The sequence below is a fragment of the Curvibacter sp. GW821-FHT01G03 genome, from assembly GCF_059422285.1.
The window spans coordinates 19,028-31,659 of the sequence record NZ_JBWKWP010000023.1 but is presented as its reverse complement, the minus strand read 5'-3'; the positions used below and the strand labels follow the sequence as shown (position 1 = coordinate 31,659).

Annotated in this window: 6 protein-coding genes; 2 read left to right on the top strand and 4 right to left on the bottom strand. The window is 67.4% G+C overall.

The genetic code is table 11. The features are described from left to right. The first annotated feature begins 104 nt into the window (after positions 1-104). Positions 105-1,847 (top strand): methyl-accepting chemotaxis protein, encoded by a 1,743-nt coding sequence (locus AC07VS_RS25290; protein ID WP_494752340.1) that lies wholly within the window; start codon positions 105-107, stop codon positions 1,845-1,847. A gap of 93 nt (positions 1,848-1,940) precedes the next feature. On the opposite strand, the gene AC07VS_RS25285 is transcribed toward AC07VS_RS25290, so the two are convergent. From AC07VS_RS25285 to AC07VS_RS25270, 4 genes are all read right to left on the bottom strand, one after another. Then, positions 1,941-2,399 carry a RidA family protein gene (locus tag AC07VS_RS25285; RefSeq protein ID WP_492348695.1) on the bottom strand — a complete coding sequence of 153 codons (459 nt, stop codon included), beginning with the start codon at positions 2,397-2,399 and terminating at the stop codon, positions 1,941-1,943. A gap of 153 nt (positions 2,400-2,552) precedes the next feature. Further along, entirely contained in the window at positions 2,553-3,467 is a 915-nt protein-coding gene (locus AC07VS_RS25280; protein WP_492348696.1) for a transglutaminase family protein, read from the bottom strand. 4 nt (positions 3,468-3,471) lie between these two features. After that, positions 3,472-6,102 (bottom strand): circularly permuted type 2 ATP-grasp protein, encoded by a 2,631-nt coding sequence (locus tag AC07VS_RS25275; RefSeq protein ID WP_494752339.1) that lies wholly within the window; start codon positions 6,100-6,102, stop codon positions 3,472-3,474. An 88-nt stretch (positions 6,103-6,190) separates the two neighbouring features. Next, positions 6,191-9,703, bottom strand: coding sequence for a transglutaminase family protein (locus tag AC07VS_RS25270; RefSeq protein WP_494752338.1), 3,513 nt, complete (start codon positions 9,701-9,703; stop codon positions 6,191-6,193). Between the two features lie 315 nt (positions 9,704-10,018). On the opposite strand from AC07VS_RS25270, the gene AC07VS_RS25265 reads away from it, so the two are divergent. Then, a complete protein-coding gene (locus AC07VS_RS25265) occupies positions 10,019-12,610 on the top strand; it encodes a DNA internalization-related competence protein ComEC/Rec2 (protein ID WP_494752337.1) in 2,592 nt (863 codons plus the stop codon). The last annotated feature ends 22 nt before the right edge of the window (positions 12,611-12,632 follow it).

The following is a 12,632-nucleotide window of genomic DNA, read 5'->3' as shown; positions in this document are numbered from 1 at the left end:
TAACAAGGTGTAAACCCCGATCTGCACCTTGGCATGGCCATCCGTTTGTTGCTTGGGTCTATGCTCACCAGGAGGTCGGCGCGTCGGACTCTGAGGAGCAGAACATGAAAATTGCCAATTTGAAGATGGCCACCAAGTTGTGGCTCGCGGTGGCCTTGATCATTGCTGCCTTGTTGGGCGTGATCGGCTTTGCGGCGTACCGCTCAGCGGCAGTCCAGGCTGAAAGCGATCGCCAGTCAGCCGCCTATGCGGCGCGCATCGACAAGGCCACGCGCTGGGCCGGCCTGACCCAGGCCAACTCGGCGCGCACCTATTCGGTGCTGTTGAGTTCGGACCCGGCGCTGGCCGTGGCTTTGAAAGAGGCCATTGCCAGCACGACGGCCCAGATCGGCGAGTTGCAAAAGGCCATTGAAGCCGTGGCCGACGAGCCTTCGGACAAGGCGCAACTGGCCAAGATCGCGGCCAGCCGCCAAGTGATGCTCGACTTGCGTGAGCAGGGGCGGCAACTGCGGGCTGCAGGGCAGGCCAATGAGGTGGCGGAGCTGGCCAACGGACGCTTCAAGGCGGCGCTGGCCGCGTACCTCGAAGACCTCGGCGGTTTTGTCACGCTACAGCACCAGCACGCCCAGGAAAGCCAGCAGAAGATCGCCGAGTCCCGCCTGCTGACCGTGAAGGTGGCTGCGGTGTGCATTGCCCTCATCGTGATCGCCATTCTGTGGGGTGCCTACGGCTTGATCCGCAGCATCGTGAAGCCCTTGAGCCAGGCCAATCGTCTCGCTGCACGCATTGCCGAAGGCGACTTGAGCACCACGCTGGAGACCGATCGGCAGGACGAGTTTGGCGAACTGTTGCGTTCGCTGGTGGCCATGAGCCAATCGCTGGCCCAGACCGTGGCGAGGGTGCGCCAGAGCACCGACAGCATTGCCCTGGCCAGCAGCGAGATTGCCGCCGGCAACAACGATCTGTCGATGCGCACCGAACAGACCTCGAGCAACCTGCAGCAAAGTGCGTCGGCACTCGACAACCTGACCAACACCGTGCAGCACAGCGCCCAATCGGCGCAGCAGGCCAGCAGCCTGGCGGCCAGCGCTTCGCTGGTGGCCGAAAAAGGCGGTGCCGTGGTGCAGCAGGTGGTCTCCACCATGGATGAGATCCAGACCAGCAGCAAACGCATCGCCGACATCATCGGCGTGATTGACGGGATTGCCTTCCAGACCAATATCCTGGCCCTCAACGCGGCTGTTGAAGCGGCCCGTGCCGGGGAGCAGGGCCGTGGCTTTGCCGTGGTGGCTGGCGAGGTGCGCAGCCTGGCCCAGCGCAGTGCCGAAGCCGCGCGTGAGATCAAAACCCTGATCAGTGCCTCGGTCGAACGGGTCGAGAACGGTACCCGGTTGGTCACCGATGCGGGCCAGACCATGGGCGACATCGTGAGCTCGGTGCGACGCGTCACCGACATGATCGGTGAGATCACGGCCGCGGCCAACGAGCAAAGCGGCGGCATCGCCCATGTGAACCAGGCGGTGGCCAGCCTGGACCAGATGACCCAGCAGAATGCCGCCCTGGTGGAGCAAAGTGCGGCCGCCGCGCAAAGCCTGCGTGAGCAGGCCGAGCAACTGGCCCAGGTGGTGGGCACCTTCAAGATGGCTGGGCACGGTGGTGCCAGCCTGGCGCCGATGCGAAGCGCGCCAGCCAGGGCACCCCTGCCTCAGCCCGCCAAGCCCGTGGCCCGATCGACCCCGGCGCCGGCCTTGTCGGCGGTCAAGACCGCAAAGGCCCCGGCGCCCGCGGCGCCCCGCATTGCCTCGGCTCCGGCCGCCGGTGCTCAGGATGATTGGGAAAGCTTTTGAGCGACTGTCGCGGTCACCGGCTCCCTGCTTGAAAGTGCAAGACAAAAAGCCCGGCGATGCCGGGCTTTTTGTATGGGGCACCAGAGTTTGCGCTTACTCGATCTCGGCAATCAGTTCGATCTCGACGCAGGCACCCATCGGGATCTGGGCCACGCCAAAGGCGCTGCGGGCGTGGGCGCCGCGCTCGCTGCCGAACACTTCACCCAGCAGCTCGCTGGCGCCATTGGTGACCAGGTGCTGCTCGGTGAAATCGGGGCTGGAGTTGACCAGGCTCATCACCTTGACGATGCGCTTGACCTTGTTCAGGTCACCCACGGCGGCGTGCAGGGTGCCCATCAGGTCGATGGCCACGGCACGGGCAGCGGCCTTGCCTTCTTCGGTGGCCATGTTGCGGCCGAACTGTCCGACCCAGGGCTTGCCGTCCTTCTTGGCGATGTGGCCCGAGAGGAAGACCAGATTGCCGGTCTGGGCAAAGGGCACATAGGCCGCAGCCGGGGCGGCCACGGGCGGCAGTTGGATGTTCAGCGCTTGCAGCTTGTCGTAAATGCTCATGGAAAGGCGTCCTGAAAAGGGTTGGGCGGGCCGGCCGAAGCCGAAAGACGCATTGTGCCGCCTTGCCGCCGCAGCCGTGCCGTGAGCCGCCCTTCTGGGGCTTGAAAAGAAGTGATTGAATTTCTAAGAACGTGCAGACGATTTGTCGCGAGTTCATGCGAGATCGAAAGCACCCTCCAAGGGCTCCACGGTCACGGCCACGTTCAAACGGTGGTTGGCCCCGCCATGGATCACCCCGCGCATGGGCGACACGTCGGCATAGTCGCGGCCGATGGCCAGGGTCACGTAGTCTTCGCCCGGAGAACGGTTGTTGGTGGGGTCGAAATCGAACCATTGGCCGAGCCCACCATCCTCGCCGGGTGAGTACACCGCCACCCAGGCATGGGAGGCGTCGCTGCCCACCAGGCGCGGCTGGCCCGGCGGCGGGGTGGTCAGCAGATAGCCGCTCACATAGCGGGCCGGCAGGCCCAGGCCGCGCAGGCAGGCGATCATGATGTGCGCGAAATCCTGGCACACGCCCTTGCGCTGGGCCAGGGCCTCGACGGCCGGCGTGTTGATCTCGGTGCTGTTGGAGGCGTAGGTGAAGTCTTCAAAGATGCGCTGCATCAGCGATTGAGCCCCATCGAGCACACTGACGCCGGCTCCGAAGCTGGGGCGGGCGTAGGTCAGAAAATCGTCGTGCCGCGGCACATAGACCGATGGAAACACGAATTCGGCGGCTGGGTCGTAGCGGCCACCGGCACGGTAGCGGAAGCGTTCGCGCACCTGTTCCCAGGGCAGGCTGCCGTCCGGCCCCAGGGGCGGCTGTGGCGGCTCGCGGGTCTCGACCACGCTGTGGGCGAGCACGCACAATTCGGCATGGGCCGTCTGCAACGAGAAAAAGGCACGCGCATTGCCGAACACATCACGGGTCTCGCTGGTTTGCGCGGCTTCAGGCTCAATGGCCAGCCGATGGCTGACCAGGGTCTGGGTGGCCGTCTGCAGCGGCTTCAGATGCGCCATGTGCTGCGCGGTTTCCACTTGGGGGCTGTAGTCGTAGCGGGTCTCGTGGGTGATGCCGAGTCGCATGGCTTCAGGCTCCCAGGCTTTGCCGTGCTTCGCCCGAGTGGGTGAAGTACTGGGCGCTGATCTCGTCGGAGATGTTGTAGGCCGAACTGGTGCACAGGGCCAGCAGCTCGGCCAGCGGTGGCTGGGTCTCGCTGGGCGCAGGGTGGGGCTCTTCGCTGCACAGCTGTTCCAGGCTCCAGATGTCGGGGTTGGGGATCAGCAGTGACAGCGTGCTCAACTGGCCCGGCGCACTGCCGGCCAGGCGGGCCAGACGTCCGCGCAGGGTCTGGGCCACCCAGGCCAGCGAGCGGGGGTTGTCGCGGTCCATCACCAGCAGGTCGAGCAGGGCAGGCAACTCGCGGCTTTGCTGGAACTGGGCGTGGAAGGTGATGGTGCTGTCGAACAGGGCCAGCGTGGCCTCAAAGCCGGCATCGTCGTGCAGGGCGCCGGCCTTGAGGCCCAGCGACAGCGCCGACGCCAGGAAGGCCAGGCGTTCGATGTGGCGCCCGATGGACAGCAGGCGCCAGCCGTCATCGCGGGTCATCCGGTCGGTCTGGCCCCCGGTGATGGCCGCCAGGTGCCCGCTGGTGATCTCCAGGGTCTGAAGCGCATCCGTCGATCCCATGGCGCCTGTGGATGCCGCTGCCTTGCATCGGCTGAAGAATTCGTCTTCGGCCTGCATGATCACGTTCCAGTGTTCTTGCGACAGCCGCTCGCGCACGGCCGAGGCCGACTGGCGCAAGGCGCGCAGGTTGAAACCCACGCTGCTGGCATGGCTGGTCTTGTCCAGGCCATCGATCAGCGAGCGCTCGAACACGCGGCGGGCCTGGGTGGCGGGCGGCACACTGGGCAGCACCAGGCCACCGAACACGGCCATGTCGCTGAGCCAGGCCAGCAAGGGTTGGGCGGATTGGTCGTCGCCGTTCAGACAGGCCAGCGTGAGCCGGGCCAGGCGCAAGGTGTTCTCGGTTCGTTCGGTGTAACGGCCCAGCCAGAACAGGTTCTCGGCCGCCCGGCTGGTGACCAGGCGCTTGCGTTGCACCACGGCGGCCACGCCAGGGTGGGGGTTGAGCAGGCTGGTGCTGTCCACGCGCCCCTCGGTCTGCACCCACACGTCGGCACTGCTGCCGCCGCGTTGCATCGAGGCAATCTCGGCATTGGCACTGGCAATGCGGGCCATGCCGCCTGGCAACACCTGCCAGGAGCCCGGCCCATCGGCGACCGCGAAGACGCGCAGCATCACCGAGCGGCGGGCCAGCCGGCCCTGGCCCTTGACCTGGCGCCACACCGGCATCTGCGACAGAGGCAGGCGCTGCTGTACCGTGTGCTCGTCGCTCTGGCGCAGGATGCGGCCTGCCCATTCATCGAGCTGGCGCTGCGACAACGTGGGACCCGACACCGATTCGAACCAGTGCCGGCCGGCGCTGGCCGGGTAGGTGGGCTTGATCACCGACTCACTCAGCAGGGGCAACACCTCTTCGAGGGCTGCGCGCTCGCCGCACCACCAGGTGGGCAGGGCGGGCAGTTGCAGTTCTTCGTTGAGGAGATGCCGCGCCAGGGCGGGCAGAAAGCCCAGCAAGGCGGGGGATTCAAGGAAGGCCGAGCCCGGGGTGTTGGCCACCAGCACGTGGCCGGCGCGGATCGCCTGCAACAGGCCAGGCACGCCCAGGGTGGAGTCGGGACGCAGTTCCAGCGGGTCGAGGAACTCGTCGTCCAGCCGTTTGAGCAGGCCATGCACGGGCTTGAGGCCCTGCAGGGTCTTGAGGTAAAGGCGCTGATCGCGCACCGTCAGGTCGCTGCCTTCGACCAGGGTCAGGCCCAGGTAGCGCGCCAGGTAGGCGTGCTCGAAATAGGTTTCGTTGTACGGGCCCGGGGTCAGCAGGGCGATGTGCGAGTCGGCACCGGCCGGGCTCATGGCCTTCAGGCCTTCGATCAGCGCGCGGTAGGTGGCCGCCAGGCGCTGCACGTGCATGGCCTCGAAGGCCTGGGGGAACTGGCGCGACACGGCCAGCCGGTTTTCCAGGAGGTAGCCCAGACCTGAAGGCGCCTGGGTGCGCTGAGACACCACCCACCAGTTGCCGTCGGGGCCACGGGCCAGGTCAAAAGCGGCGATGTGCAGGTGGCTGCCCCCCACGGGTTTGACGCCTTTCATGGCGCGCAGATAGCCCGGATGCCCTTGCACCAGCGCGGCGGGCAGCAGGCCGCTGGACAGCAGGTGCTGCGGGCCGTAGACGTCAGCCATCACGCGATCAAGCACGCGCACGCGTTGCAACACGCCGGCTTCGATCTGTTGCCAGCTTTCGGGGCTGATGATCAGCGGAAACAGGTCCAGCGACCAGGGCCGTTGGGGGCCCGAGGCGTCGGCATAGACGTTGTAGGTGACGCCGTTGTCCCGGATCTGTCGCTTGAGGCTGGCCTCGCGGTGGTCCAGGTCGGCCAGCCCTTCACTGCCCAGGTGCTTGAAGAAGTCGCTCCAGGGGCCGGTGAAGCCGGGGGCTGCGCCGCCGTCGGCCGCTTCGGCCGCCGTGGCTTCTTCGCCGCGCAATTCGTCGTAATGGCCTTGGGTGGCGGGTAGCACCAGATCACGCGCCTGCTGGGGCGGGCGCGTGTCAGAGGGCTCGGACGAGAGGGGGGAGGTCGGTTCCACGGGCGTCATTGTCCCATGAGCGGCTTGTTGACCTGATGCAAGTCATGAAACCGTCATGCTGTTGAGGCAGGACGATTTCACGAAACACCAGGCCAGCTCAGCGCCGCAGGTCGAGCGTGAAGGGGAACTCACGGCTGCCCGGCACGCCCACGGTGGCTTCGGGCACCTGCAGGGTGCCCGGGGTGTGGCCCATGCGGAAGAAGCGCGACAGGCGGCGGCTTTCGGCCTCGTAGGCGTTGACCGGGAAGGTCACGTAATTGCGCCCGCCCGGGTGGGCCACGTGGTACTGGCAGCCCCCAACCGAGCGTTTCATCCAGCTGTCGACAATGTCGAACACCAGGGGCGCATGCACGCCGATGCTGGGGTGCAGGGCCGAAGGTGGGTTCCAGGCCTTGTAACGCACGCTGGCGACAAATTCGCCCTCGATGCCGGTGGGCTGCAGCGGCAGCGGTCGGCCATTGACGGTGACCACATGGCGCGCATCGTTGAAGCCGCTCACATGCACCTCGATGCGTTCCAGTGACGAGTCGACGTAGCGCACCGTGCCGCCGGCCGAGCCCTCCTCGCCCATCACGTGCCAGGGTTCCAGCGCGTTGCGCAGTGTCAGCTCGATGCCCATGGACTGCACGTTGCCGACCAGCGGGAAGCGGAACTCGAAATGCGGGGCAAACCAGGCGTCGTCGAAGGCGTAGCCCGCCTGGCGCATCTCGGCCATCACGTCGTTGAAGTCCTGCCGCACGAAGGTGGGCAGCAGCCAGCGGTCGTGCAACTGGGTGCCCCAGCGGGTGACGGGCGCCTTGTAGGGCTGCTTCCAGAAGCGGGCGATCAGGGCGCGCAGCAGCAGTTGCTGGGCAATGCTCATGCGGGCGTGCGGCGGCATTTCGAAGGCCCGCAGTTCCAGCAGGCCGAGCCGGCCGGTGCTGCTGTCGGGCGAGTACATCTTGTCGATGCAGAACTCGCTGCGGTGGGTGTTGCCGGTGACGTCGACCAGGATGTTGCGCAGGGTGCGGTCCACCAGCCAGGGCGGCATGTCCTGGCCGTACAGCTCGCGGTTGCGCTCGATCTCGCGCAGCGCGATCTCGAGTTCGTAGAGCTGGTCATTGCGGGCTTCGTCCACGCGCGGGGCCTGGCTGGTTGGGCCGATGAACATGCCCGAGAACAGGTAGCTCAGCGAGGGGTGGTTGTGCCAGTAAAGGATCAGGCTGGCCAGCAGCTCAGGCTTGCGCAGGAAGGGGCTGTCGGCCGGCGTGGCGCCGCCCAGTACAAAGTGGTTGCCGCCCCCGGTGCCCGTGTGCCGACCGTCGGTCATGAACTTCTCGGCCGTCAGGCGCGACTCGAAGGCCGCTTGGTACAGGAACTCGGTGTGCTGCACCAATTGTTTCCAGTTGTGCGCCGGGTGGATGTTCACCTCGATGACCCCCGGGTCCGGGGTGACCTGCAGCAGCTTCAGGCGCGGGTCGCGTGGTGGCGGGTAGCCCTCCAGCACGATCTGAACGCCCAGTTCTTCGGCTGTGGCCTCGATGGCGGCCAACAGGTCCAGGTAGTCTTCCAGCCGCGAAAGCGGGGGCATGAAGATGTACAGAAGGCTCGATTTGACGCTGGCCGCCTCAACCTTGGGGCCGTTGGCGCGCGCCGGGTTGCGCGCCTCGACACACAGGGCAGTGCGGGTGATCCAGTGGGCCGAGGTACCACGGGCGGGCGCCAAGTCCCATCGGCCGGGTTGGGGTTGGCCGGGCTGGGTGGCGGCGTCGCCATCGCCCTGGCCGTTCTGGCCCCCTGGGCCGGTGCCGAGGCCCTGGACGCGGCGCTGGGCTTCGCCCGGGCTGGCCGTGCCCGCGATGTAGGGCACGCCGCGCAGGTCGGTGCTGCCGCTGGCGTAGCGGCTGTGCAGGGCCTGGGCAGCCGGCAGGGCGGAGCGCGGGGCCATCGGGTCGGTCTCGACCATGTAGGGGTACTCGGCGCTGCTGACCCAGGGCAGGGAGTCCAGGGGCAGGCGGTAGCCCATGGGCGAATCGCCCGGGATCAGGTACATGCGCTCGTCGCGGAAGAACCACGGGCCGGTCTGCCAGCGCGGGCCGACCATGGCCGGGTTGTCGGCGTCGGGGTTCACATCCAGTGGCAGCACATAGCCCACCACCGAGTCAAGCTTCTGATCGAACACGCGGCGCAGGCGCACGCGCTCCATCTCGTCGTCGAGCTTGGAGTTGAAGGGGTCGACGTTGACGGGCAGGCGGCGCTCGCGCCACAGGTAGTACCAGGTGTCTTCGTAGCCCGCTTCGATGTACTGGTCGGTCATGCCCAACTTGCCGGCCAGGGTGCTGGTGAAGCGCTGGGCGTCGGCGGCGGTGTAGTGGGCCGTGACACGTTCGTCGGCGAACAGGGCCGGGTTGTTCCAGACCGGCTGGCCATCTGCCCGCCAGCAGATCGACAGGGCCCAGCGCGGCAACTGCTCACCCGGGTACCACTTGCCCTGGCCAAAGTGCAGGAAGCCGCCCTGGCCATATTCGTCACGCAGCCTGTGCACCAGCTCGGTGGCGTAGGCGCGCTTGGTGGGGCCCAAGGCGTCGGTGTTCCATTCGGCGCCTTCGCGGTCGTCGGTGGCCACATAGGTGGGCTCGCCGCCCTGGGTCAGGCGCACATCGCCCGCCACCAGTTCGGCATCCACCGCTTCGCCCAGGGCCAGCACGCGGGCCCATTGTTCGTCGGTGTAGGGCATGGTGACACGCGGCGATTCGTAGATGCGCGTGACTTCCATGTGGTGGCTGAACTCGACTTCACACTTGTCGACCGCCCCTTCAACGGGGGCGGCCCCCGAGGGCTGCGGCGTGCAGGCCAGCGGAATGTGGCCCTCGCCGGCCAGCAGACCCGAGGTGGGGTCCAGGCCGATCCAGCCGGCGCCGGGCAGGTAGACCTCGCACCAGGCGTGCAGGTCGGTGAAGTCGACTTCGGTGCCGCTGGGGCCGTCGAGCGCCTTCACGTCGGGCTTGAGCTGGATCAGGTAGCCCGACACAAAACGGGCCGCCAGGCCGCAGTGGCGCATCAATTGCACCAGCAGCCAGCCTGAATCACGGCAGGAGCCCGAGGCATTGCCGAGGGTTTCCTCAGGCGTTTGCACACCGGGTTCCATGCGGATCAGGTAGCGGATGTCGTTTTGCAGCTTCTGGTTCAGGCGCACCAGAAAGTCGATGGTCCGGCATTCGCTGCGGTCGATTTCGGCCAGGTATTTCTTCAGCAGCGGTGTCGGGGGCTCGGTGGCGAGGTAGGGCGCCAGTTCCTGCTTGACCAGCTCCTCATACTGGAACGGGAAGTTCTCGGCCGCAGGCTCCAGAAAAAAGTCGAAGGGGTTGTACACCGCCATCTCGACCACCAGATCGACCGTGACCTTGAATTCTGTGGTGGGGTTGGGGAAGACCAGGCGGGCCTGGTAATTGGCAAACGGGTCTTGCTGCCAGTTGATGAAATGGTTTTCGGGTTCGATGCGCAGCGAGTAGGAAATGACCTTGCTGCGGCAGTGCGGTGCCGGGCGCAGGCGGACCACCTGGGGGCCCAGGTTGACGGGCCGGTCATAGCGGTAGTGGGTGACGTGGTTCAGTGCAGCGTGGATCGACATTCGTCTTGTCTCTCTGGCAAAAGTGCCGGGAAACGGCCGCCTCGGGTTGGCAGCCTCTAAGAGCCTGTTCAATGTCTCGCACGGACCGAGGGAGACATTGAACAGGCTCTAAGCTCATCCTAGCAAGAGCCGCGCCACTGTGTGTGTCAATTCGACGGTGCCGGGTCACTTCTTTGAGTTTGATGCAATCCGGTCACCACAGTTTCCCGTGAGGGCAGGACCGGCGGCCCGACCGAGTGCACCGAGGGGGCCGCAAATGCACGGGGACCCCCTGTGACCCCGGTGGGCTGCCGGTGGTCGTCCCTAGGATGCTTGATGAACTGGATTTCCCGGCGTGAGTCAGCGTCGTTGCACCTGAGCCGCGAGGCCGGCGCGCGCTGGCGTCTGCCCTGGCGGGCTTGGGGGGTGTTGGGGCTGGGGGTCCTGGCCGGAACCCTGCTGCAGGTGCAGCAAGGCCGGCTGTCAGCCTCTGGCGTGTATGTTGCGGTGCTGTTCTTCGGGCTGCTCGGCTTGCTTGGCGTGGCCTGGGGCCGACGCCGTGCCGCCGTGGCGTCCCCGGCCCGGCTGGCGCTGGTGGCGGCCCTGGCGGGGGCCGTGGCCTGGGGCGGCGCGGGCTTGCGGGCGGCTCAGTTGCTGCAGCAGGCGCTGGCGCCTGAGCTGGAGGGGCGGGATCTGGTGCTGGTGGGACAGGTGGCCAGCCTGCCGCAGGCGGGGCCCTGGGGTTGGCGCTTTGTCCTGCGGGTTGAATCCGCTGCACTGCAGGGGCAACCCGTGGCGTTGCCGCCCGACCTGTTGTTGGGTTGGAACCCGCTGCAACACCCCGCCAGCCCCCCAGGTGCGGACGAGGAGGGTGAGCGCGATCTGGTCGAGGGGCTGATGGGCGGTGTCGTTGCGGCCTCAGGCCTGGCCGTCGCCGCGCCCGAGGCCCCGGTGCCGGGCCAGCGCTGGCGTTTCACGGTGCGGCTCAAGCGCGTGCATGGTGCGCGAAACCCGGGGGGCTTTGATCATGAACTCTGGCTGTGGGAGCAAGGCATCCTGGCCTCGGGCTGGGTGCGCGCCCGCACGGCTGCGCAGGCGCCACGCCTGCTGGCCGTGACCGCGGCCTACCCGGTCGAACGGTTGCGGCTGCGAGTGCGTGAGGCCATCGTGAGCACCTTGGGCGCTGCGGCCGACCCCGGAACCGGCGCCGGGGTGGTGGTGGCGCTGGTCACCGGGGACCAGCGATCCATCCGCCGCGAGGATTGGTTGCTGTTCCGGCAGACCGGCGTGGCGCATTTGATGAGCATTTCGGGCTTGCACATCACCCTGCTGGCCTGGCTGTCGGCGCGGGTTCTGGCCTGGCTCTGGCGCCAGACTGCGCGTTGGCCTGGCGCCTGGGGGCGGGGCTGCCTGTGGTGTCCGGCGCCGGTGCTGGGGCGCTGGGCTGGCCTGCTGGTGGCGCTGTGTTATGCGGTCTTCTGTGGGTGGGGGATTCCGGCCCAGCGCACCGTGGGCATGCTGGCGCTGGTCTGTGCGTTGCAGTCGGGGGGGCGCCGCTGGCCCTGGCCCGCGCTTTGGTCGGTGATGGTGGCGGGTGTCTTGCTGTGGGACCCGTGGGCCTGCCTGCAGCCGGGCTTCTGGCTCAGCTTTGTGGCAGTAGGCGTCCTGTTTGCCACGGATGTCGGGCGCCCCACCTCCTCGAAGGTGGCGGCCACGGCGCTGTCTCTCAGGGCGCTGAGGCCCCTGTTGGGTCTGCTGCGCGAGCAGGGCGTACTGGGCCTGGCCCTGGCGCCGCTGAGTCTCCTGCTGTTTGGTCAGGTGTCGGTGGTCGGCTTGGTGGCCAACCTGGTGGCGGTGCCGTGGGTGACGGCGGTGGTCACGCCGCTGGCCCTGCTGGGCTGCCTGCTGCCGCCCCTGTGGTGGCTGGCGCAGCAGGCGCTGCAACTGTTGCTGTGGGCCTTGCAGTGGATGGCGCAATGGCCTGGCGCGACGTGGTCGACGGCTGTGGCACCGGTTTGGGCGGTCCTGGCGGGCGGGTTGGGTGGCCTCCTGTGTGTCGGCCCCTGGCCTCCGGCCTGGCGCTGTCTGGGGCTGCCCTTGCTGGTGCCGGTGTTGCTGTGGCAGCCGGGCGCCCCAGCACCGGGGCGTTTTGACCTGCTGGCCGTTGACGTGGGGCAGGGCACCGCCGTGTGGTTGCGCACGGCCACTCGGAGCCTTCTGTATGACGCGGGGCCCCGGTACTCCCTCGACAGTGATGCGGGCGAGCGGGTCCTGGTGCCGCTGTTGCGGGCGCAGGGCGCTGACCTGAGCACTTTGGTGCTCAGCCACCGCGACACCGATCACACCGGTGGGGCTTCGGCGGTGCTGCAGGCCTACCCAGAAGCCCACTTGAGGGCCACCTGGAGCGGGTTGACCGCCTGGGCAGGGCGCCCGGCACAAGCCTGTGTCGCCGGTGAGCGCTGGCAATGGGATGGCGTGGGCTTTGAAGTGCTGCACCCTGCTGCAGCAGACGTGGTGCCGGGGGCGCGCAGCAATGCCCTGAGTTGCGTGCTGCGCGTGCAGGACGCGCAGGGCCAGACCGCCTTGCTGTCCGGCGACATCGAGCGGGATCAGGAGCGCGCCCTGCTGGCGCGCGGGGCACCCTTGAAGGCCGATTTCCTGTTGGTACCGCACCACGGCAGCACCACGTCCTCCAGTGAAGAGTTCCTGCGGGCTGTGCAGCCCTCGGTGGCGGTGGCCCAGGCCGGTTACCGCAATCGCTTCGGTCACCCGGCCACGCGGGTGGTGGACCGATATGCCGGGCTGAACATCGCCTGGGCAGCCACCCCTGAATGTGGGGCCGTGCATTGGTCCAGCAGCCATCCGGATCGCTGGACCTGCCAGCGGGTGCTGGATCGCCGCTACTGGCAGTGGCCGCAGTTACCTTGATGTGGAAAATTTTCGTTTTGGA